This is a genomic window from Sphingomonas rhizophila (assembly GCF_014396585.1).
GTDB lineage: Bacteria > Pseudomonadota > Alphaproteobacteria > Sphingomonadales > Sphingomonadaceae > Sphingomicrobium > Sphingomicrobium rhizophilum.
The window spans coordinates 631,752-652,282 of record NZ_CP060717.1; the positions used below are offsets into that span (position 1 = coordinate 631,752).

The following is a 20,531-nucleotide window of genomic DNA, read 5'->3' on the forward strand; positions in this document are numbered from 1 at the left end:
CGGCCCGCGCGCCGCGCTGGTCGGCCGGGCCGGCCATCGCGCCGAGCCGCGCGCCGTTTTCGGTCAGCAGCCTGCGGATCGCAGCCTCGGTCCGATCCTCACCGCCCTCACCGAAGTGGTGGTAGCGGACCCGGCCCTTGGCGTCGGCGAGGTATTGGGCGGGCCAGTAGCGGTTGTTGAACGCGCGCCAGATGATGAGCTTGTTGTCGATCGCGACCGGGTAGCGGATGGCGAAGTCGCGGGTCGCCTGGCGGACGTTGGCAAGGTCGCGCTCGAACGCGAATTCGGGCGCGTGAACGCCGATCACGACGAGGCCGTGCCGGGCATAGCGTTGGTAGAGCGAGTTCACGTGCGGGACGGCGCGGATGCAGTTGATGCAGCTGTACGTCCAGAAATCGACCAGCACGACCTTGCCCTTGAGCTGCTCGCGGGTCAGCGGCGGAGAGTTGACCCATTCGACCGCACCGTCGAGCGGGGGCAGGGCGCCTTCGTCGGCAAGGCCTTCCGCGCTGGTTCGAGGCATGTCGTCGCCCACGCCCAGCTTGGCGGCGAGGCCCTGTTCGAGGCTGAAGGTTTGGGCGCTCGACAGTCGGGACAGCACGCGGATGTCGAGGCCAAGCGCGATCGCGGCGACGCCGACCAGGATGAGCACGCCGAGCACACGGCGGATCCGGTCGCCGGCACCGATCGACCGCTTCATCGCCGCGAACGCCCGGCCGCCGACGACAAGGGCGAGCGCAAGGCTGGTCGCGGCGCCGAGGGCATAGGCGAGCAGAAGAAAAGCCGTCGTCGCCGAGGCGCCACTGATCGCCGCGCCGGTGAGGATCAGGCCAAGGATCGGTCCCGCGCATGGCGCCCAGAGAAGTCCGGTGGCAAGGCCAAGCACCAGGGATGAGCCGACGCCGCCGCTGTTCGATCTGGTCGTCAGGCGGTCGCCAAGGCCGACCAGCGGACGCATCGCGCGGTCGGCGAGGCTGGGGAAGATGAGCAGCAGCGCGAAGACCGACAGCAGCGCGAGCGCGATCCATCGGCCCCACTGGTTGGCCGCCAGCGCCGCTTCACCGCCGACCGCGGCCAGGGTCGCGACCAGCGCGAAGGTCAGCGCCATGCCGACCAGCAACGGCAGGCCGTTGGTCAGGAACGGACGGTCGGCGCGGGCGAAGACGAACGGGAGCACCGGCAGGATACACGGGCTGACGATGGTCAGGACACCGCCGAGATAGGCGAGCAGGAAAAGCAGCATCAGGCCGGCCGGAAGATCAGTGACAAGCCGTTGATGCAGTGGCGCTTGCCGGTCGGGCGCGGACCGTCGTCGAAAATGTGGCCAAGGTGCCCGCCGCAGCGCCTGCAATGTTCTTCGACGCGATCCATGAACAGGCTGGTGTCTCGGCGCGTTCCGATGGCGTTCGGAAGTGCCTGCCAGAAGCTGGGCCAGCCGGTGCCGCTGTCATATTTCGCGGCCGACGAGAACAATGGAAGGCCGCAGCCCGCGCAAGCGAACACGCCCTTGCGCTTTTCCTTGAGCAGCGGGGAGGTCCAGGCGCGTTCGGTGCCCTGTTCGCGAAGGATGCGAAATCGCTGGTCTCCGAGCTTGCGGCGCCATTGCGCGGGCGTCAGCTTGTAGCTGCCGGTTCCGGCATCGGCGGGGGAGCGGGAGATGGCGAGCGCCGCCATCGCGATTCCGGCAAAGCCAGCCCCGAGCAGGGCGCGGCGGTCGAAACTGATCATGGGAGATCCATCTGGAGCGGTTGCCCATTATACGCGGGACGCGGCGGGATGGATGCGCGATCGTTACGCGGCCATTCCGTCGAACTGCAAGCGTGCGAGGCGCGCGTAGAGGCCGCCGCGGTCGATGAGCGAGGCGTGGGTGCCTTCCTCGACGATCCGGCCGTCGTCCATGACGACGATTCGGCTGGCGGCGCGGACGGTGGCCAGACGGTGGGCGATGACCATCGTGGTGCGCGTGTCCATCAGCCGTTCGAGCGCGTCTTGCACCGCCTTTTCACTTTCGGCGTCCAGCGCCGACGTCGCCTCGTCGAGCAGAAGCAGCGGCGCGTCGCGGCGCAGCAGGGCGCGGGCGATCGAGATGCGTTGGCGCTGGCCGCCGGACAGGCGCGCGCCGCCTTCGCCCATGAAGGTGTCTAGGCCATCGGGCAGCGCGCGGAGGAAATTCTCGGCATTGGCATCGCGCGCGGCGGCCCAAATTTCGTCCTCGGTCGCGTCCCAATTCCCGTAACGCAGATTGTCGCGCGCCGACGCGGCGAACAGCACGGTCTCCTGCGGCACCATGGCGATCCGCTGACGGATGTCGGCAGGGTCGGCGGTGGTCAGGTCCACGCCGTCGAGGAGGACGCGCCCGCCTTGCGGGTCGTAGAAGCGCTGCGCGAGCTGGAACAGGGTCGACTTGCCGGCACCGGACGGGCCAACGATGGCGAGCTTCTCGTTGGGCTTGACCGACAGGCTGAGGCCGTGGAGCGCGGGCGCATCAGGCCGGGTCGGGTAGCGGAACTCGACATTGTCGAAAACCAGCTCGCCGCGCGCAGGGGTCGGCAAGGCCACCGGGCTGGCGGGCGGCGCGATGGTCGGCTCGGCTTCAAGCAATTCGTTGAGACGGTCGGAGGCCCCGGCGGCGCGAAGGAGGTCGCCATAGACTTCGCTCAAGGCGCCGAATGCGCCCGCCACCAGCCCGCCCGACAAGACGAACGCGGCGATCGTTCCGCCGCTCATCCGGCCGGCGGCGACGTCGATCGCGCCTTGCCAGATAATCAGAGTGATCGACCCGAAGATGACGAGGATGAAGGCGAGCGTCATCAGCGCCCGGAGGATGATGCGTTTCTTGGCGGTCGAGAAGACAGTTTCGGTGGCGTCGGCGAAGCGCTTGGCCTCGCGGCCCTGCTGGTTGAACGCCTGGACGACCTTCATCGCGCCGAGCACCTCGCTAGTGACGGTGCCGACGTCCGCGATCCGGTCCTGGCTCTTGACCGAGACGGCGCGAACCCGCCGACCGAGTAGCAGGACCGGGCCAAGGACCAGCGGGATCCCGAGCAGCAGCATCGCCGCCAGCTTAGGCGCGAGGTAGAAGAGCAGCGCGGTGCACAGCACGCCCATGACGATGTTGCGCAGCGCCACTGACAGGGTCGTGCCGACGACCTGCTCGATGATCGTCGTGTCGACGGTGATGCGGCTAGTGATTTCCGCCGGCCGGTTTTCCTCGAAGAAGCCGGGGGCAAGGCGCAGCAGGTTGCGGTGCACGGCGAGACGGATGTCGGCGACGACCCGCTCGCCAATCCAGCTGACGAAGTAGAAGCGGGTGGCTGTGGCGATGGCCATCACCGCGACCAGCATCAGCAGATATTCGAACCATCGGTCGATATCCCCGCCGGCAAAGCCATGGTCGATGATCAGCTTGAACGCCATCGGCATTCCCGAGGTGGCGGCGGCGGCGACCAGAAGGGCGAGCAGCGCGCCGAGGATATGGCCGGGATATTGGGCGGCGAAGCGCCACACCATCCTCAGGCTCGAAAAATTGCGGCTCGGCTTGTCGCCCGGGGTGGTGGCCATGGCTGCGCCCTAGCAGTGTGGCGCGGGCGCCTCAATCGCGCTTCGCCGCGGGACAGGGGCGAGCAAATCTGTTGCACCTGCGAGCGAACGGTTCCAGACAGGCGAACCCGCCGAACAATCCCCGGAGAATGAATGCTTTACGACGCCTATGAGGTTCAACGCTCGCTGCTGGCAGGGGCGAGCAGGCTGGCCGGAATGGGCGCGGGGTGGCTGAACAATCCGGCCAATCCGTTCAGCTATGGCGCCGCAAGTCCGCTGGTCGCCGCAGGCCTGGAAGTGTTCGCCCACGCATCGGCGCCCCGCGGCAAGCCCGAGTTCGGGATCGGCGAGATCGTCGTCGACGGAAAGCCGGTTGCGGTCACCGAGGAAATCATCGTCCGTCACCCGTTCGGACAGCTCAAGCATTTCAAGAAGGCAGGCGTCACCGGGCAGGACAAGCTGCTGATCGTCGCGCCGATGAGCGGACACTTCGCGACCCTGCTGCGCGGCACGGTCGAGCGGATGCTGCCCGGGCATGACGTCTTCATCACCGACTGGCGCGACGCGAAGAACGTCCCGCTGGACGAGGGCAGCTTCGACCTCGACGATTACATCGATTACCTGATTGAATTCCTTGAGGCGGTGAAGGGCGACGACAAACGCCGCCCGCACATGCTGGCGGTGTGCCAGCCGTCGGTGCCGGCGCTGGCCGCGACCGCGATCATGGCCGAAATGAAGAACCCGGCGCGGCCCGCGACCCTGACGATGATGGGTGGCCCGGTCGACACGCGCCAGGCGCCGACCGCGGTGAACACGCTGGCGACCGAGCGGCCGATGGCGTGGTTCCAGCAGAACGCAATTGCGACCGTGCCCTTTGGCTATCCGGGCGGCGGACGGCGGGTCTATCCGGGCTTCCTGCAACTCGCCGGCTTCATGACGATGAACCTTGGCAGCCACCTCGTCAGCCATTGGGAGATGTTCAAGCATCTGGTCGAAGGTGACGAGGAAAGCGCCGATGCGACCCGCGACTTCTACGACGAATATCGCTCGGTCGCCGACATGACGGCGGAATTCTACCTGCAGACGATCGACGTGGTGTTCCAGAACCACCTGCTGCCCAAGGGCGAGATGATGCACCGCGCCCACCGCGTCGACGTGTCCGCGATCAAGGACACCGCGCTGCTGGCGATCGAGGGCGAGCGCGACGACATTTCCGGCCTTGGCCAGACGAAGGCGGCGCTTGACCTGGCCACCAGGCTGCCGGGGTCTATGAAGCAATATCTGATGGCTAAAGATGTCGGTCACTACGGCATTTTCAACGGCCGCAAGTGGCGCGAGCGGATTGCGCCGGTCGTCGAAAAGTTCATCGCCGCCCATCGCTAGACCGTTTGCCGCGCTGCCGCCGCCGCTGTAGCGGTCATGTGAAGGCAGCAGCAGCGGAGGACCTCATGGGTTTCGAACTTGGCCGGCGCGAATTTCTGGGCGGCGTGGCGATGGCAGGCCTGCTTGCCGGGTGCCGGGTCAGCGAGACGGGCGGCAACGCGGCGACCGCCGCGAGCGGGGACCTCGCGAAGACGCTGGACGGGCTCGCCGACCAGATGCTGGCCGAATATCCGCAGAACGCGACGATCCTCGGCATCGCCACGGGGGCGCGGGCACCGCTGGCGCATCAATGGCAGGACCAGACCCCGGCCGGGGTCGCCGCACGCAAGAGCGCAATCGGCGAGCGGCTGAAGACGTTGCAGGGTCTCGATCTCACCGACCTCGGCAACCTCGACAAGCTGAATGGCGCGGTGGCATTGCAGGCGCACGAACTGGCTGCGGCGGGCTATGCATTTCCCTTCGGCGATCCGTTGGTGCTCGATCCCAACAACGGTTATCGGAATACGCCCTATGTCGTGAACCAACTCGGATCGAGCTTCATCGACCTGCCGGACTTCCTCGACAGCCGACATGTGGTGGAAAATGCGGACGGCGCCGCCGCCTTTGCCGACCGGGTCGACGCCTACGCGCGCAATATCGATGGCGAGACCGAGCGGCTGCGCCATGATCGCGGGATCGGCGTGGTCGCGCCAGACTTCGTGCTGGACAAGGCCATCGCCATGATTGCGACCGGCGCCGGCGAGACGCCCGAGGGCTCGGGGGTGGTCAAAACATTCGAAAAGAAGATGGGCGAGGCGAAGCTCAGTGACGCCGCCCTGACCGAGCGCGTCAAGCGGGCGATGGGCGAAAAAGTCATCCCCGCGCTGCAGCGACAGCTGGAGGAATTAAAGCAGCATCGTGCCGTCGCGACCAGCGATGCCGGCACGTGGCACTTCAAGGATGGGGATGCCTACTACGCCTGGGCGCTGAAGGCCGGGACGACTACCAACAGGACTCCAAAGGAAATCCACGAGCTCGGACTGGCGCAGGTCAGGGCAATCCAGTCGCGCATGGACCAGATCCTGGTCAAGAACGGGATGAGCGGCGGGACGGTCGGCGACCGTATGGCGGCGCTGGGCAAGCGGCCTGACCAGCTGTTCCCCAACACCGACGCCGGACGGGCCGAACTGCTGCAGTATCTCAATGGCCGGATCGACGACATCCGCACGCGCCTGCCGCGTGCCTTCGCGACGATGGTGCCGGGCAAGCTGGTCATCAAGCGCGTACCCGTGGCGATCCAGGACGGAGCGCCGGGCGGCTACGCCGCCGCCGGTTCGATCGACGGCAAGGTGCCGGGTCAATATTACATCAACCTCAAGAGCACCGACGAGTGGCCCAAATTCAGCCTGCCGACGCTCTGCTATCACGAGGGTATTCCGGGCCACATCTGGCAGGGGGACTATGCCAATCGGCTGCCGCTGATCCGGTCGATGCTGGCGTTCAATGCCTATAGCGAGGGGTGGGCGCTTTATGCGGAGCAACTGGCCGATGAGCTTGGCGTTTACGATGGCGATCCGCTGGGACAGTTGGGTTACCTGCAATCGCAATCCTTTCGCGCCTGCCGCCTTGTGGTCGACACGGGGCTGCACGCGCTGAAGTGGACGCGGGCGCAGGCGATCGACTGGTTCGTGAAGACCAACGGCGATGATCCGGGATCGATCGCGAGCGAGGTCGACCGTTATTGCGCGATGCCGGGGCAGGCGTGCGGCTACATGATCGGGCGGCTGGAGATCCTGCGGCTGCGCGAGAAGGCTAAGGCGGCGATGGGCGCGAAGTATGACCTGCGGACCTTCGACGACGCGGTAGTCAAGGGCGGCGGGGTGCCAATGACCCTGCTGGAAGCGGTCATCGACCGCTACATCCAGGCCTAGGTCTTCTTTGGTTTCTGGGCGGCGAGGCCAATCCACGCTGCAATGCCGCCCAGCGCCGCGACCACGGCCATGACGATCAGCGCGACCCGGAACGGACCGAAGATCGCCTGCCCGCTGTCCGCCAGCACCGCTCCGAGCAGCGCGACCGCGATCAGTCCGCCGGTTCGCGACAGGGCGCTGTTGAAGCCTGATGCCATGCCGGTCTGCTGTTCTTCCACCGAGCCCAGGACAGAGGCGGTTAGCGGAGCGACCAGGATCGCCATGCCCAGCGCCATCAGCGTGACGGCGGGGAAGACATGGCTCCAGAAAGACTGGTCCTGGCCGATGCGGATGGCGAGGATCATGCCCGCGGCAACGATTCCCGGGCCGATGGTGAGCGGCAGGCGCGGGCCGATCCGCTCGGCGAGCTTGCCCATGATGGGCGAACCGAGGCCGATCAGGATCGACAGCGGCAGCAGCGCGAGGCCTCCCTGGATCGGCGAATAGCCCCCGCCTTCGATCAGCACGTAAGGCACCAGCAGCATCACGCCGCCGAACGCGCCATAGAGCAGAAAGGTCGTAAGATTGAGCGAGGAGAAACAGCGGTTGGCGAACAGGTCGAGGGGAATCATCGCCCGGTCGCCCAGCCGCTTTTCGACCAGGACAAAGGCGACCATCAGTGCGGCCCCGATGGCGAGCGCAACCCCGGCCGTGACGGAGAAGGCGCGATCGGACGACCATAGCGTGAGGCCATAGGTAGCCGCGCCGAGGCCGAGGGTAGCCAGCGCCGCGCCGGAGAAGTCGAGCCGCGCCTTGCTGCGTTCCGACGATTCCGCGACGCGGGTGAGGGCGACCATGACCGCGAGGGCGACGATCGGCACGTTGATGTAGAATATCGAGGGCCAGCCGGCATGATCGACCAGCCAACCACCGATCAGCGGGGCGATGGCCGCGGCGATCGCACCTGCAGCAGCCCAGATGCCCACCGCCCGTCCACGCGCCTCGCCCGAATAAGCACCGTTGAGAAGGGCAAGGCTGTTGGGCAACAGCAGCGCCGCGCCTATCCCCTGGAGCGCTCGCCCCGCCAGCAGAGCGGTAGGGTCGCTGGTTAGCGCGCACAGCAAGGATGCGGCGCCGAACAGGCTGGTACCGATCACCAGCCACAGCCGGCGGCCGTAATGGTCGCCGAGCGCCCCGCCGAGCAGGATCAGTGCGGCGAGCGGCAGGTTGTAGGCATTGACGACCCACCCGACCTCCGCCGCCGATGCCTGCGTCGCGTCGCGGATCGCAGGCAGGGCGACGTTCAGCACCGAACCGTCGATAAACGACAGGCTGGACGCCGCGATCGACATCAGCAGCGTCCATATTGGGGCGTGGGTAGTGCTGGTCGGCCTCAAGCCGGCGGCACCGGCCGCGGCGGCGGGTTGAGCCGGTCGATGACCTGCCGGAACACGCGCCGGGCCGCGATGACCAGCCAGATCGAAAGAATGACGAGGATCACCGCGATCAGGGCGGCCGCAACCGGGTTGGCGATGGCCAGTGCGAGCAGGCCGCCAGTGGCGACGTCCTCGGCGGTGGAGACGATGACGTTGGAGAATGGCTCCGGCGAGGCGTTGACGATGGTTCGTGCACCCGCCTTGCCGGCATGGGCGACGAACGCCGCGCCGCCGCCGAGAAGGAAGCTTGCCACCTGCCAGCCGGTGTCGCCGCTATCGATGATTGCCAGCGACAGCAGCGCGCCGCCCAGCGGGCGGATGAAGCTGTGAATCGCGTCCCAGGCGCTGTCGACCCACGCCACCTTGTCCGCGAAGAACTCCGCAAAGGTGCCGACCGCCGCAGCGGCAAGCACCCAGTTGCTGGCGAGGACGTCGAGCGCCCGTAGCTGGTCGGGCAGAGCGACCCAGCCGAACTTCATGGCGAGGCCGGTGACCAGCGTCACCAGGTAAAGCCGCCAACCCGCAAGCAGGCTGGTCGAGGCGGCGAGCGCGACGAGTTCGACGGGGGTCATGACGGCTGAACGCGCAACGGCCGTTGCGGTGCCGTCATGGTCGCGGCGGGCAACGAGTACGCGCTCCGTAGACCTGAAACAATCACCCCCGCGTGGACCTCGTTTCGTTCACTGCGCCGACGCTACGGTTCGGGCGGACGAAGTCAACGCGGCGCCATGCACATGGTACGGGATGCCTGCTTTTGCAGAGATCGAGGGCGAGGATCGCCGCCTGACCTTTCGTCGATAAGCGCTTGCCGTGACGAACCCGACGTCGAAAGTCAGTGATGCCATTGGGGAAAGGGAACAACGATGATCGTGTCGATGATGACGGCGTTGGCGCTGGCTGCGGCGCCGGTGGCCGGACAAGCGCCGGTGAGCGCGGACGAGCAGGCGGTCAGGGCGGCGCTGCAGCACTACCTCGACGGGCATGCCACCGGCCGGTCGGCGGACTTCGACAAGGCGTTCTATCCGGAATCGCGGCTGCTGTTCGTTCGCGACGGCAAATTCTCGACGATCGAAAGCAAGGACTACGTCGCGCGTGCGCCGGGCAAGCCGGCCGACGACGAGGCGAAGCGCAAGCGGTGGATCGAATGGGTCGATGTCGCGGGCAGTGCCGCCGTCGCCAAGATCGTTCTCGATTACCCGACGGTCCGTTTCACCGATTATATGACGCTGCTGAAGGTCGATGGCGGCTGGAGGATCGCCAACAAGGCGTTTCACGCGGACCGGCGCGACCCACCCAAGTAATTCAGCGACCTTCGGCGGCCAGGCGCTTGACGATCTCGCGCACCATCGGTCGAACTTCGTCCTGTCCCATCGCTGCCAACTGTTGCGGCGTGCGCGTTTTCCCTGCTTCGCGCGCCACAAGGTAGCCAAGATAATAGCCTACACGCGGCGGGAGGGCGCCGTCGCCCTTGCCATTGCTGAACAGTGCGCCGCTGTCCTCACGGCTCGTCGACTCCAGCAGTGGCAGCAGCTCGGCGAAAGCCGCCTTGCGGTTGCGCTCCACCGCAGCACGAAGCGGGGTTGGTTCGGTCAGCAACAGCTGCGCGTCGGACGCGCCCGGATTAAGCAACTCGCTGGCGTAGACCGCGAGGCCTTCCGACCAGAGGTCGCACCATACCGCATCGCACGCCGTGAACCGGTTGCCGTGGAAAACGTGGAACAGTTCGTGGTGCACGAACGGCTCGGCCCCGTGCGCGAGATGAAGCCTGGCGATGACATCCGCCCCGAACACCAGGGTGCGGCCGGTGCCGGGCAGGGTTCGGACCCCGCCATCCATTTCGCCAAGGCTGTGGAGAAGGATGATTGGCGGCAGGGAGCCCATCGGGCCGAATAGTGCCTCGAACCGGGATCGCGCCGGGACCGCCATCGACTGGAAGGTCCGGCTGACCTGTTCAATCCCGCGCGCTGCTCGGGTAGGCGTCGAGCGCTTTGAGGATGAGGTCGCCATAATCGAACGGACCGACCGTGGTCCGGTCGTAGAACCCCGGGATCAGCGGTTCGAAATGCCGCTTGAACGCCGTCACCCGCTCCGCCTTGTCGATGCCTACACTGGCCGCCTGGAAACGGGCGAAGTCGTCGGTCAGGTCGACAAGCGGCAGTCCCTGCGTGACCGGCACCGCCGGGACGGCTGGAATCGGGGACGGTCGGGCGCAAGCGGTGAGGGCGCCAGCCAGCAGCAGGCAAATCATCCGTTTCATCGGGATAGACTCTCGAGACTAAAGGACTTCGAACAATCCAGCCGCGCCCATGCCGCCACCGATGCACATAGTGGTGACGACGTAGCGGGCGCCGCGGCGCTTGCCTTCGATGAGGGCGTGACCGGTGAGGCGCGCGCCGCTCATACCATAAGGGTGGCCGATCGAAATGGCGCCGCCGTCGACGTTGAGCAGGTCGTTGGGAATGCCAAGCTTGTCGCGGCAGTAGAGCACCTGCACCGCGAACGCCTCGTTCAATTCCCACAGCCCGATGTCGTCGATCTTGAGGCCGAACCGGTCGAGCAGCTTGGGCACCGCGAACACCGGGCCGATGCCCATCTCGTCGGGTTCGGTACCCGCGACCGCCATGCCGATGTAGCGGCCAAGCGGTTCGATACCGCGCTTCTCGGCAACCGCGGCGTCCATCAGGATGCAGGCCGACGAACCGTCGCTCAGCTGGCTGGCATTGCCGGCGGTGATCGACGTGCCCGGACCCAACACCGGCTGCAGCGCCGCGAGGCCTTCGATGGCAGTGTCGGGACGGTTGCCCTCATCCTTGTCGAGTGTGACTTCGCGCTTCGATGTCTCGCCGGTTTCCTTGTCCTTGACGCCCATCGTCACCGTCACCGGCACGATTTCGGCGGACAGGCGACCCTCCGCCTGCGCGGCGGCGGTGCGCTGCTGCGACTGGAGAGCATACTCGTCCTGCGCTTCACGGCTGATGCCATAGCGCTGGGCAACGGTCTCGGCGGTGCCGAGCATCGGCATGTAGACATCCTTGTGCATCGCGACGAGCGACGGATCGCCGCCGATCCGCATCTCCGGCGTCTGGACCATGCTGATCGAGTCCTGGCCGCCCGCAGCGACGATATCCATGCGGTCGACGATGACCTGCTTGGCCGCCGTCGCGATAGCCATCAGGCCCGACGCGCACTGCCGGTCGATTGTCATCGCCGAGCTGGTGACCGGGCACCCGGCGCGAAGCGCGACCTGGCGGCCGATGTTGCCGGCCTGGGTGCCCTGGGTGAGCACGCAGCCCCACACGACATCGTCAACCTCGCCGGCGTCGATCCCGGCGCGCTCGATCGCCGGCTTGAGGCTCAAGGCGCCGAGCGTGGCACCCGGCGTCATGTTAAACGCGCCCTTGTAGGCGCGGCCGATCGGCGTGCGGGCGGTGGAGACGATGACGGCGTCGCGAGCGGACATGGGGTGTTCTCCTAGGTGAAAATGAGGCCGAGCCATTCGGCGGTCAGGGCGGGCTTGGGTTCGCCCTCGATTTCGACGGTGACGGTGTGACGCAAGAGGATCTGGCCGGGCGCCTTGTCGTCGACGCTGTCCAGCGTGAAATGGCCGCGGACCCGCTTGCCGGCGCGGACCGGCGCGATGAACCGGACCCGGTCGAGGCCGTAGTTGACGGCCATCTTCGTCGTATCGGGAACCTGCATCACGTCTGCCGCCATGCGCGAGAGAAGCGAAAGCGAGAGGAAGCCATGCGCGATGGTCCCGCCGAAGGGCGTCTGCGCGGCGGCGGCCGGATCGACGTGGATGAACTGGTGATCTTCGGTCGCGTCCGCGAAGGCGGTGATGCGATCCTGCGTCACCTCGATCCAGTCGCTGGCGCCGATCGACTGGCCGATGCGGGCGCGAATATCGTCGAGGGTCGCGATGGGCATGCCCGGGTCTAGGCACGCCGCGAAGCGCCTGACAAGCCCCGCGCACGTGACGCTACGGCACAGGCTTGCGACGGCCCCGACAGCGTGTATTATATCAGCAATACAGTGGGGAGCAGCCGATGATTCTGATGATGCTCGCAGGGGCGGCGGCCGTAGGCCCGGTGCGGATCGAGGCGCGTCCGGCGCGTCCCTTCGCGGAGATCACCGGGTCGGGCATCGACATCGATGGCGATTTCATTGTCAGCAACACTGGCGACAGCGAATTCGGCATCGACGAGATCAGCGTCGAGGTTCGCGACCCGCAAGGCCGGCTGGTCCAGCGCAAGGAATGGAATTCAAATGGTATCGCGCCAAGCATCCGGATGCTGAATACCACCAGCGTCCCGGCCAAGAGCCGGGTGATGCTGTTCAACCCCTTCGCGCACTTCGCGGCCGATGTTCCGATCGGCCGCCTCGATTATGCCGTCGTCCTGTCGCGCAAGGGCGTCGACGAGCGGATCGAGGCGCGCACCAGGGTCACGCCGCGGCACGAGCCGCAGCGGCTATTCGCCTTCCCGTTGCAAGGCCGGGCGCTGGTGTGGGACGGGCACGACTTCGCCTCGCATCACCGGCGGTGGGATACGACGCACCCGATCCTGAGCGGCGCGGGTTTCGCGACCACGGCCGCGCGCTACAGCATGGACCTGATCCTGATCGACGCCGAGGGGAGGCGGTCAACTGGCGACGAGAATAAGAACGAGAGCTGGATGTCGTTCGGGGCGCCGGTGCGGGCGATGGCGGCGGGAACGGTGAGCGCGGTTCGCAACGACCAGGCCGACGACCGCAATTTCGACGTGGCAACGGTCAAGATGCCCAACGCCATGTATGGCAATTACGTCATCATCCGCCATGCGGATGGCAGCTATTCGATGTACGGCCACCTGAAGCAGGGCAGCGCCATGGTGAAGGTCGGCGACCGCGTCGCGGCGCGGCAGGCGATCGGGCAGATCGGCGCGTCGGGATCGGCGCTATTCCCACACCTTCATGTGCAGCGGATGGACGGTCCCAACGACCGCAGCGAGGGTGTCCCGACCCGCTTCACCGGCGTCTTGCGGCCAACCGGGACGCCGCCGGCCAACGGCTTCGTCGACAGCGGCGACGTGCTGATCGCGCGTTAGGCTTCCGTCGTTTTCGCCGGCGGTGCCCACGGCATGACCAGCGTTCCGTCGGGGGCGGCGGTGTAGGTGGTCTGCGTCGGGTAGGCAAAGTCGATCCGCTCGGTACGGAAAAGCTTGGCAAGGCCGATCAGGATTTCCGACCGGGTCCGGGCAATGACATCAGGATCGTTGGTGCGCTGGTCATAGACCACTTCGCAATCGATCGAGCTGGCGCCGAAATTGGTCACCAGCGCGCGGACCAGACGGCAGTTCTTCTGCGGTTTGACGATCGTGTCGGCGAGGCGCGGCAGGTCTTCCAGCACCTCCGGCGCCGTTTTGTAGACAAGGCCGAACAGGATGACGACGCGGCGCACCTTCGCGTCGGCGACATTGGTCACTTCCTGTTCGAGCAGCTTGGTATTGGAGATGATCACCTGCTCCCCACTGACGGCGCGGACGCGGGTGGTCTTGAGGCCGATGCGCTCGACGGTGCCGACGGTGGTGCCGAAGCGGACCGTGTCGCCTCGGCGGAAGGGGCGGTCGAAGACGATCGACAGCGCCGCGAACAGGTCGGCGAAGATGCCCTGCGCGGCAAGGCCGATGGCGATGCCGCCAATGCCAAGGCCCGCGACCAGCGTGGTGACGTTGACGCCCAGATTGTCGAGGATGACGATCAGGGCCAGCGCGAACACCGCGACGCTAACTAGCACGCGGATGATCGCCATGGCATTGCCGAGGGTGGACTCGCCCGGGTTTTCGCCGACCCGGCTGCGTACCGCGCCAAGAATGATCTCGCGCGCCCAGATCGCGGCCTGGAACGAGGCGGCGATGATGAAGAGGATGTCGGTCAGCCGCTGCAGCCGGGCCGGCACCGGCGCGAAGTTGGTGACGATGTCGATGGCCGCCGCCACCATGAACAGGACGGTCGTGCGCGCGAGCACATGGCCGATGACCGATTTCCAGCTGTTCGGGTCCGGATGTTTCTCGATCAGGCGGCGCCCGAACCAGCGGACGATCAACATCAGGCCGACGATGCCGGCGGCGACAAGGCCGCCGACAAGAAGGCCGTTGAAGTTGTCGATCGCCCATTCGAACAGGGATCCGACCGGCCGGACGATGCGCTCGCCGCGCTCGGCGACGTCGTTGACGGGATTGCTGCTGATCATCGAGGGCGGCTTTGGCGGAAGGGTGCGCGGCGGGTCAAGACAGCCGGGTCAGGCAGCTTTCCTCGCACGACGACGTGAGCGGCGCGGCTTTTTCTTCAGGAATTTGAGGAAACCGGTCTCGGCGCTAGTCAACCGCCGCCGGGCGCGCGGCCGTTTCATGCCGTTCAGAGGATCCTCAGGGTCTTCCTGCAGTGCCTCGATCAGGCAGGGGTGGACATAGCTCTTGCGGCTCATGGCAACGGTGTTGCCCAGCGCCTCGGCGACCGGTTCGAGCACGGTCTTCAGGCTGATGCGCTTGCTCTCGGCCTTTTCCAGCAGTTGTTCGAAAAAGATGACACTGGCGCCCCAGGTTCGGAAATGCTTGGCGGTGAAATCGCTGCCGGTGGCCTCGCGGATATAGTCGTTGACGTCGGACGAGGTGATCGCCTTCGGTTCGCCGTCGCCGTTCAGATATTGGAACAGGTTCTGGCCGGGCAGGTCCTCGCACTTGCGGACGATGCGCTTCAGGTTGGCGTCGGTGACGGTGACCTCGTGGACGATGCCGTGCTTGCCGGTGAATCGCATCTTGAGCTTGCCGCCGACCTTCTTGAGGTGGCGGCTGCGCAGCGTGGTCGCGCCGAAGCTCTTGTTGCTTCGCGCATATTGCTCGTTGCCGACGCGGATATGTTCCTTGTCGAGCAGGCGGATAACGGCGGCAAGCACCGTGTCACGTTCCAGCTTCCGCTTTCGCAGGTCCCGTTCGACCGTCTTGCGCAACCTGGGCAGCGCTTCGCCGAATTCCCGGCAATTGTCGTATTTCGATGCATCCCGCTTCGATCGGTAGTCGGCGTGATAGCGGTACTGCTTGCGTCCCCGCGCATCCTTGCCAGTCGCCTGGATGTGACCATTGGCGTCCTTGCAGAACCAGGCGTCGGTGTAGGCCGGGGCAGGGCGATCGAATTTAATCGGTCGATTTCGTCGCGATCGGTGATCCGCTTTCCCTGCTCGTCGAAGTACTGGAAGTAGCGGCCCTGCTTCTTGCGGGTGTAGCCGGCCTCCGTGTCGGACGAATGGCGCAACATTGATCGACTTTCTAACGTTTGACTGCGTGAAGCGGACAGCCGCCGCCGATGTTCCAAAGGAAGAGATAGATGCCCAAGGTTTCCGATGCCCACGTCCTGATCATGGCCACCAACCGGTTCGAGGAGAGCGAGCTGTTCGGCCCGCGCGACATCCTGTTGGAACGGGGTGCGAAGGTGACGCTGGCCTCGATCGACCGTGACGAGATCCAGGCGACGGTGCACGACGAACCGGGCAGGACGATCGCGCCCGACCTGACGATCGCCGAGGCGGATGAGGGCGACTATGACGCGCTCTTGCTGCCCGGCGGGGTGGGCAATCCGGACCGCTTGCGGACGGAGGCCAAGGCCATCGACCTCATCCGGGCGTTCGACGCCGCGCGAAAGCCGGTGGCGGCGATCTGCCACGGTCCTTGGCTGCTCGTCGAAGCCGATATCGTGCGCGGGAAGACGGTGACGAGCTGGCCGTCGATCCGAACCGATCTCCGCAATGCCGGCGGCGAGGTGATCGACAAGGCGGCGGTGACCGACGGTCACCTGGTCACGAGCCGCAATCCCGACGACGTGCCGGCCTTCACGGAGGCGCTGATCGCGGCGATCGAGGCGCGCGATTAAGGGCCTAGTGACCTTTGGCCGCCATAAGCGGCGGCATGGACGGGTGGGACCAACAGAAAATCGGTGACCGCATTGCGGATTGGACCGCGGCGTCATCGCTAGGGCTTGCGAGCGGGTTCGCTGGATTCGCCCTGGCCCCGGCGAATGTGTTTCCGCTGGCGCCGGTCGCGAGCGGGATCGCCGCGGCGCTGGCGATGACGCTGGTCGGGCTTGCCGCGATGCGACAGGTGAAGGGCGAACTGATCGCTCAGGCCGGCTTCGAACTGGTCGACTTCCCCGATGACGTCCTGCTGCTCGACGTCGTTGCGAGCGCGGGCGATGACGCGCTTCTGCTCGACGATCCGATCGCGCCGATCGCCGAGGATTCGCGGGTGGTCAGGCTGTTCGCGCCGGAGACGATTGCCGCGCCCGGCGAACTGGCGGAGCGGATCGATCAGTGGCTCGACGGGGCGCGCAACCGCGTCCGAACCGAAGTGCCAGTCGCCGCATCGGGCCATGGGCCACGGTCGAGCGTGGCCAGTGCGGCGCTTCACGCGGCGCTCGACGATATTCGCCGCTCGTTGCGCTAAGCGCCGCACCTCATCGTCATTCGACGATCGTCAGCGCTTCAAGGGCAATCGTGATCGAGCCGTCGTCTCCTTCGACGGGCGGGGCACCGCTCGCCATGTCGGCGACGATCTGGCCGGGGACCGTCCATTCGGCCTCGGCCAGGTTTTGCAGCAGGCGATCGGCAACGACCCGTGCGTCCGGCCCAAGGATCTTGAGGCGCATTTCATGGCGTTCGCCGACGAAAGTAAGTGATTGCCAATCGACCGAGCGGAAATCGATAAGCAAAACCCTTTCGCGGCCGACCGCAGCCCTGGCGAGGATACCGCGCAGCAGGCCGGCAGCGGCGGAGGACAGGGGCGGACGCATCATTGGACCGACTCCAGATACGCACGAACCCGTCGGACGGTGCGCGGGCGCGGCTCCCGTCCGTTGCGAAGATCAAAGATGAAGCGGGGGTCGCCCATGACCTCACGGCCAAAACGGGCAGGGGGCATGTTACTGTTTTGGAGGAATTTTTCGAGTTCCCGGAGAAGATGCACGGTGCTTCCTAACTGATTCGATCACGACTCGGCCTGTCGCTGAATTCCAATGCGTTTCCTACTTGTCTAGGCACTTTCCTATGATTAAGGTCAATTTGCCATGTCTGATGATTCTCGTGCCATCCTGGAGAAACTATGTGCGGAGCGGGGGGAAAGCCTTGCCGGCCTGTCCCGTCTGCTGGGGCGAAATGACGCCTATATTCAACAGTTTCTGAGGAAGGGGACGCCCCGCCGCCTGCCGGAACGGGAGCGGCGCGTACTTGCCCGTTACTTCAGCATCCCCGAATCGATGCTCGGTGCGCCCGAAGCGGATCCGGAGCTGGACACGGGAGCTTTGGTGCCGGTAGCGCGTGTTGCGGCGCGTGCCTCGGCGGGTCCGGGCGCGCTTGGCCATGACGAGGCCGCCAGGCCCTATTTCGCGTTCGACCAGCGCTGGCTTCGCGCGATGACCAACTCGTCGGCCAGCCGATTGTCGGTCATTCGCGTCGAAGGCGATTCGATGGCGCCGACCCTGGATGCCGGCGACGACATCCTGGTCGACCTTGACGACACCGGCGACCGGCTGCGCGACGGCATTTACGTCCTTCGCGTGGACGAGATGCTGCTGGTCAAGCGGCTCGCCCTTCACCCCTTCGCCAAGCAGGTGACGGTACAGTCGGACAATCCGGCCTATCCCGACTGGCCCAACCGTAACCTCGACGAATTCGACATCATCGGCCGGGTGATCTGGGCCGGTGGACGGGTTGGTTAGGACCGCCGGTCGAGAAGCCAGACGATGATGGCGAGCACCGTCCCGATGAGCGTGCCGATCAGTGCGCCGCCAAGTGGGTCACCGCGCAGCACGCCCCAGACGAAACCGGCGATGATCGCGACGATCAGAAAGAAGCCGCCGGCGGCGGAGGGGCGCTTGGTCATGGCCGCGCTCATGGCACGATCCGGCCACGCGCTCCAGCCAGCTATGGTTAGCGAGCCGTTCACCGCCTTCGTGCGCGTGGTCGTAACGCGGACGCGCCTAACAGCGTCGCCATGCAAGCGATGTTCATCAACGGCCGGGGTGCACTGGATGACGCCCACCGGCTGATCGACACCTATGGCGACGACGCCGGGTTCGAGGCCGCGATCCTGGCCGAGCAGAGCCGCAGCGACGGCAACGTCGTCCGTTTCTGCCACTGGCGCCAGATCGAACGGGTAATCGCCACGCTCGCCAGCGACGAAGTGCACGGCAGCATTCATTAATTTTGCCGCCTGCCCTCAGTGGCGGGGGTGGCGCGCCGCGATGCCCGTGCTAGGTCTGCCGCCATGGTGGTTGGTTCGGGCCGGGGAGCCGCGTTCATCCTGCTGGCGGCTGGGGCGGCGTCGAACCTGACGCCTGCCCTCGCGCGGGCGCAGGTCGCGCCCACGGTGCCGCCCGCTACCGACCCCGGCGGACTCGATCCTTCCGCGCCGCTTGACCCGATGACCGACATCGGTGTCGCCTGGCCGGACATGAACGCGCCGGACGCGGTCGCTGACCCGACCGATCCCGCAGCGCGTCCGGTGACGGCGGGCGCCACCGACGATCTCGCCACCCTGCGCCGTTACTCCGTCGCGCTGTCGGGGATGGACAGTGTCGAGGAGGCCAATGCGCTGCGCGACAAGTTCGACGAGCAGTCGGCATTGGTCGAGGGAGAGGGCAAGCCGGTCAACGCCGCACAAATCGATCGTCGGGCCCGGGCGGACTCGGAGCTGCTGGCGGAATTGCTTCGCGCGGACGGCTATTACGACGCCGAGGTCGAGCCGCAGATCGACACGGCCGGCGGTTCGGTCGCGGTGACCTTGGCGGCGACGCCCGGCGAGCGATACCGCTTCGCCGGGGTCGAGCTTCCCGGTCTCGACGGCGCGGCGAGCGACCGCGACGATCTTCGCGCCGCCTTCGCGGTCAAGGCCGGCGACCCGGTGGTGGCCGAAAAGGTCATTGCCGCGGGCATCGCGCTCCAGGTCGAACTCGGCCAGCGCGGGTTCGCCACCGCCAACATCGGCGAACAGGACATCGTCATCGACCACGAAGCGCGCGAGGCGCGGCTGGTGCTTCCGGTGACTCCCGGTCCGGTGGCGAAGTTCGGATCCATCAGCGTCAGCGGCAGGCCCCCGTTCAGTGCTCGTCACGTCGGCAACATCGCCCGGTTCAAGCGGGGCGACCGTTTTGACCAGGCCGATGTCGACGACCTTCGCCGGGCGCTGGTTGCGACCGGGCTGGTGTCGAGCGTCGAGGTTCGCCAGGTGCCAATCGATGCAGGGCGGACGATCGACCTGGCGGTCAAGCTCGAACCGGCACCGATGCGGACGATCGCGGGAGAGCTTGGCTACGGCACCGGTGAGGGCATCCGCGCGGAGGCCAGCTGGCAGCATCGCAACTTTTTCAATCCCGAAGGCGCGCTGACGCTCCGCGCGGTTGCGGGAACCCAGGAACAGCTCGCTTCGGCGACGGTCCGTCGAAACAATTTCGGCCGGCGCGACCGGGCGATCTACGCCGTCGCGTCGGCCAGTCACATCGACCGCGATGCTTATGAGGCCAAGACCCTGTCGCTTGCCGCCGGCCTCGAGCGGCAGAGCAATTTCATCTTCCAGAAGCGCTGGACCTGGAGCATCGGCGCCGAATTGGTGGCGTCGGACGAGCGCGACACGATCGTCGCCACCGCCGAGGAACGGCGACGCACCTTCTTCATCGGCGCGTTACCGGCAAGCCTGACCTACGACGGCAGCGACAATCTCCTGGACCCCACGCGTGGCTTCCGGCTGGGCGGGCGATTGAGCCCGGAACTCTCGTTGCAGGGAGGGGCGTCGGGCTATGCCAAGGCGCAAGTCGATGCCAGCGCGTACCAGCCGGTTTCGGACCGCTTGGTCATCGCCGGGCGGGTGCGGGTCGGACAAATCCTCGGCGCGGGCCGCGACGATATTGCGCCGTCGCGGCGTTTCTACGCAGGGGGCGGCGGTTCCGTGCGCGGCTATGGCTATCAGGCGCTCGGACCCCGCGATGCGGACAACAACCCGATCGGCGGCAAGAGCCTCGCCGAGTTCGCGGTCGAAGGGCGATTCCGTCTCGGCAATTTCGGCATCGTTCCGTTCTTCGATGGCGGCACCCTGTCGTCCAAGGCGAAGCCCGACTTCAAGGGCTGGCAGTTCGGCGCCGGCGTGGGTGCGCGCTATTATTCGAGCTTCGGCCCCATCCGCATCGATGTCGGGACGCCATTTAACCGCCAGCCGGGTGACAGCCGGATCGCGGTGACGGTCAGCCTGGGGCAGGCGTTCTAGGG

21 protein-coding genes and 1 pseudogene are annotated in these 20,531 nt (G+C 66.4%); 9 read left to right on the forward strand and 13 right to left on the reverse strand.

Translation table 11 applies throughout. From position 1 onward, the window contains the following. Positions 1–145: 145 nt before the first annotated feature. From H9L12_RS13335 to H9L12_RS03080, 3 genes and pseudogenes are all read right to left on the reverse strand, one after another. Positions 146–1,243, reverse strand: a pseudogene (locus H9L12_RS13335) (cytochrome c biogenesis protein/redoxin); the annotation flags it as partial. Beyond that, positions 1,243–1,728, reverse strand: a complete 486-nt coding sequence (gene msrB / locus H9L12_RS03075) for a peptide-methionine (R)-S-oxide reductase MsrB (protein ID WP_187542568.1) — start codon at positions 1,726–1,728, stop codon at positions 1,243–1,245. The gene msrB and the pseudogene H9L12_RS13335, both read right to left, overlap by 1 nt. Positions 1,729–1,791: 63 nt before the next feature. Then, positions 1,792–3,561: an ABC transporter transmembrane domain-containing protein gene (locus tag H9L12_RS03080; protein WP_187542569.1), complete on the reverse strand. Its 1,770-nt coding sequence runs from the start codon at positions 3,559–3,561 to the stop codon at positions 1,792–1,794. A 132-nt stretch (positions 3,562–3,693) separates the two neighbouring features. Between H9L12_RS03080 and H9L12_RS03085 the strand changes: the two genes are divergently transcribed. Beyond that, positions 3,694–4,923: a polyhydroxyalkanoate depolymerase gene (locus H9L12_RS03085; RefSeq protein ID WP_187542570.1), complete on the forward strand. Its 1,230-nt coding sequence runs from the start codon at positions 3,694–3,696 to the stop codon at positions 4,921–4,923. Positions 4,924–4,988: 65 nt separating this feature from the next. After that, positions 4,989–6,833 (forward strand): DUF885 domain-containing protein, encoded by a 1,845-nt coding sequence (locus tag H9L12_RS03090; RefSeq protein WP_187542571.1) that lies wholly within the window; start codon positions 4,989–4,991, stop codon positions 6,831–6,833. On the opposite strand, the gene H9L12_RS03095 is transcribed toward H9L12_RS03090, so the two are convergent. Next, positions 6,830–8,164: an MFS transporter gene (locus H9L12_RS03095; protein WP_246450536.1), complete on the reverse strand. Its 1,335-nt coding sequence runs from the start codon at positions 8,162–8,164 to the stop codon at positions 6,830–6,832. The two genes, H9L12_RS03090 and H9L12_RS03095, sit on opposite strands and share 4 nt — an antisense overlap. A gap of 41 nt (positions 8,165–8,205) precedes the next feature. Further along, a complete protein-coding gene (locus H9L12_RS03100) occupies positions 8,206–8,820 on the reverse strand; it encodes a DUF4126 domain-containing protein (protein WP_187542572.1) in 615 nt (204 codons plus the stop codon). A gap of 291 nt (positions 8,821–9,111) precedes the next feature. On the opposite strand from H9L12_RS03100, the gene H9L12_RS03105 reads away from it, so the two are divergent. Then, entirely contained in the window at positions 9,112–9,549 is a 438-nt protein-coding gene (locus H9L12_RS03105) for a nuclear transport factor 2 family protein (RefSeq protein WP_223177147.1), read from the forward strand. Position 9,550: 1 nt separating this feature from the next. Here the strand turns inward: H9L12_RS03105 and H9L12_RS03110 are convergent, their stop codons facing one another. The 4 genes from H9L12_RS03110 to H9L12_RS03125 all read right to left on the reverse strand — a co-directional run bounded on the left by H9L12_RS03110 (position 9,551) and on the right by H9L12_RS03125 (position 12,175). Further along, complete coding sequence (locus H9L12_RS03110) at positions 9,551–10,129, reverse strand: hypothetical protein (RefSeq protein WP_187542573.1); 579 nt, start codon at positions 10,127–10,129, stop codon at positions 9,551–9,553. Positions 10,130–10,199: 70 nt separating this feature from the next. Continuing rightward, on the reverse strand, positions 10,200–10,505 hold the full coding sequence (locus H9L12_RS03115; protein ID WP_187542574.1) for a hypothetical protein: 306 nt from the start codon (positions 10,503–10,505) through the stop codon (positions 10,200–10,202). An 18-nt stretch (positions 10,506–10,523) separates the two neighbouring features. Continuing rightward, on the reverse strand, positions 10,524–11,708 hold the full coding sequence (locus H9L12_RS03120) for an acetyl-CoA C-acyltransferase (RefSeq protein ID WP_187542575.1): 1,185 nt from the start codon (positions 11,706–11,708) through the stop codon (positions 10,524–10,526). Positions 11,709–11,719: 11 nt separating this feature from the next. Further along, positions 11,720–12,175 (reverse strand): MaoC family dehydratase, encoded by a 456-nt coding sequence (locus tag H9L12_RS03125; protein ID WP_187542576.1) that lies wholly within the window; start codon positions 12,173–12,175, stop codon positions 11,720–11,722. Positions 12,176–12,294: 119 nt separating this feature from the next. Between H9L12_RS03125 and H9L12_RS03130 the strand changes: the two genes are divergently transcribed. After that, positions 12,295–13,332, forward strand: coding sequence for a peptidoglycan DD-metalloendopeptidase family protein (locus H9L12_RS03130; protein ID WP_187542577.1), 1,038 nt, complete (start codon positions 12,295–12,297; stop codon positions 13,330–13,332). Here H9L12_RS03130 and H9L12_RS03135 read toward each other — a convergent pair. Together H9L12_RS03135 and H9L12_RS03140 are read right to left on the reverse strand one after the other, a co-directional pair. Then, on the reverse strand, positions 13,329–14,477 hold the full coding sequence (locus tag H9L12_RS03135; protein ID WP_187542578.1) for a mechanosensitive ion channel family protein: 1,149 nt from the start codon (positions 14,475–14,477) through the stop codon (positions 13,329–13,331). The genes H9L12_RS03130 and H9L12_RS03135 overlap by 4 nt on opposite strands. Positions 14,478–14,525: 48 nt before the next feature. Then, entirely contained in the window at positions 14,526–15,605 is a 1,080-nt protein-coding gene (locus tag H9L12_RS03140; protein WP_343060513.1) for a DNA topoisomerase IB, read from the reverse strand. 2 nt (positions 15,606–15,607) lie between these two features. Between H9L12_RS03140 and H9L12_RS03145 the strand changes: the two genes are divergently transcribed. Then, complete coding sequence (locus H9L12_RS03145) at positions 15,608–16,150, forward strand: DJ-1/PfpI/YhbO family deglycase/protease (RefSeq protein WP_187542579.1); 543 nt, start codon at positions 15,608–15,610, stop codon at positions 16,148–16,150. A gap of 14 nt (positions 16,151–16,164) precedes the next feature. Continuing rightward, complete coding sequence (locus tag H9L12_RS03150) at positions 16,165–16,719, forward strand: hypothetical protein (protein ID WP_187542580.1); 555 nt, start codon at positions 16,165–16,167, stop codon at positions 16,717–16,719. Positions 16,720–16,735: 16 nt separating this feature from the next. Here H9L12_RS03150 and H9L12_RS03155 read toward each other — a convergent pair whose 3' ends face one another. Beyond that, a complete protein-coding gene (locus tag H9L12_RS03155) occupies positions 16,736–17,068 on the reverse strand; it encodes a hypothetical protein (RefSeq protein ID WP_187542581.1) in 333 nt (110 codons plus the stop codon). A gap of 270 nt (positions 17,069–17,338) precedes the next feature. On the opposite strand from H9L12_RS03155, the gene H9L12_RS03160 reads away from it, so the two are divergent. Next, entirely contained in the window at positions 17,339–17,989 is a 651-nt protein-coding gene (locus tag H9L12_RS03160; RefSeq protein ID WP_187542582.1) for a S24 family peptidase, read from the forward strand. On the opposite strand, the gene H9L12_RS03165 is transcribed toward H9L12_RS03160, so the two are convergent. After that, positions 17,986–18,153 carry a hypothetical protein gene (locus H9L12_RS03165; RefSeq protein WP_187542583.1) on the reverse strand — a complete coding sequence of 56 codons (168 nt, stop codon included), beginning with the start codon at positions 18,151–18,153 and terminating at the stop codon, positions 17,986–17,988. The genes H9L12_RS03160 and H9L12_RS03165 overlap by 4 nt on opposite strands. Positions 18,154–18,264: 111 nt before the next feature. Here H9L12_RS03165 and H9L12_RS03170 point away from each other — a divergent pair, with 111 nt between their 5' ends. Then, a complete protein-coding gene (locus H9L12_RS03170) occupies positions 18,265–18,474 on the forward strand; it encodes a hypothetical protein (protein ID WP_187542584.1) in 210 nt (69 codons plus the stop codon). A 63-nt stretch (positions 18,475–18,537) separates the two neighbouring features. Then, complete coding sequence (locus H9L12_RS03175) at positions 18,538–20,529, forward strand: autotransporter assembly complex protein TamA (protein ID WP_187542585.1); 1,992 nt, start codon at positions 18,538–18,540, stop codon at positions 20,527–20,529. Positions 20,530–20,531: the final 2 nt, after the last annotated feature.

Coding starts and splice junctions, on each gene's coding strand:
- H9L12_RS03115 (WP_187542574.1), bottom strand. CDS start 10,505: ATGAAACGGATGATTTGCCTGCTGCTGGCTGGCGCCCTCACCGCTTGC.
- H9L12_RS03095 (WP_246450536.1), bottom strand. CDS start 8,164: ATGTCGATCGCGGCGTCCAGCCTGTCGTTTATCGACGGTTCGGTGCTG.
- H9L12_RS03105 (WP_223177147.1), top strand. CDS start 9,112: ATGATCGTGTCGATGATGACGGCGTTGGCGCTGGCTGCGGCGCCGGTG.
- H9L12_RS03175 (WP_187542585.1), top strand. CDS start 18,538: ATGGTGGTTGGTTCGGGCCGGGGAGCCGCGTTCATCCTGCTGGCGGCT.
- H9L12_RS03085 (WP_187542570.1), top strand. CDS start 3,694: ATGCTTTACGACGCCTATGAGGTTCAACGCTCGCTGCTGGCAGGGGCG.
- H9L12_RS03135 (WP_187542578.1), bottom strand. CDS start 14,477: ATGATCAGCAGCAATCCCGTCAACGACGTCGCCGAGCGCGGCGAGCGC.
- H9L12_RS03155 (WP_187542581.1), bottom strand. CDS start 17,068: ATGATGCGTCCGCCCCTGTCCTCCGCCGCTGCCGGCCTGCTGCGCGGT.
- H9L12_RS03120 (WP_187542575.1), bottom strand. CDS start 11,708: ATGTCCGCTCGCGACGCCGTCATCGTCTCCACCGCCCGCACGCCGATC.
- H9L12_RS03100 (WP_187542572.1), bottom strand. CDS start 8,820: ATGACCCCCGTCGAACTCGTCGCGCTCGCCGCCTCGACCAGCCTGCTT.
- H9L12_RS03145 (WP_187542579.1), top strand. CDS start 15,608: ATGCCCAAGGTTTCCGATGCCCACGTCCTGATCATGGCCACCAACCGG.
- H9L12_RS03090 (WP_187542571.1), top strand. CDS start 4,989: ATGGGTTTCGAACTTGGCCGGCGCGAATTTCTGGGCGGCGTGGCGATG.
- H9L12_RS03160 (WP_187542582.1), top strand. CDS start 17,339: ATGTCTGATGATTCTCGTGCCATCCTGGAGAAACTATGTGCGGAGCGG.
- H9L12_RS03080 (WP_187542569.1), bottom strand. CDS start 3,561: ATGGCCACCACCCCGGGCGACAAGCCGAGCCGCAATTTTTCGAGCCTG.
- msrB (WP_187542568.1), bottom strand. CDS start 1,728: ATGATCAGTTTCGACCGCCGCGCCCTGCTCGGGGCTGGCTTTGCCGGA.
- H9L12_RS03130 (WP_187542577.1), top strand. CDS start 12,295: ATGATTCTGATGATGCTCGCAGGGGCGGCGGCCGTAGGCCCGGTGCGG.
- H9L12_RS03170 (WP_187542584.1), top strand. CDS start 18,265: ATGCAAGCGATGTTCATCAACGGCCGGGGTGCACTGGATGACGCCCAC.
- H9L12_RS03165 (WP_187542583.1), bottom strand. CDS start 18,153: ATGACCAAGCGCCCCTCCGCCGCCGGCGGCTTCTTTCTGATCGTCGCG.
- H9L12_RS03110 (WP_187542573.1), bottom strand. CDS start 10,129: ATGGGCTCCCTGCCGCCAATCATCCTTCTCCACAGCCTTGGCGAAATG.
- H9L12_RS03125 (WP_187542576.1), bottom strand. CDS start 12,175: ATGCCCATCGCGACCCTCGACGATATTCGCGCCCGCATCGGCCAGTCG.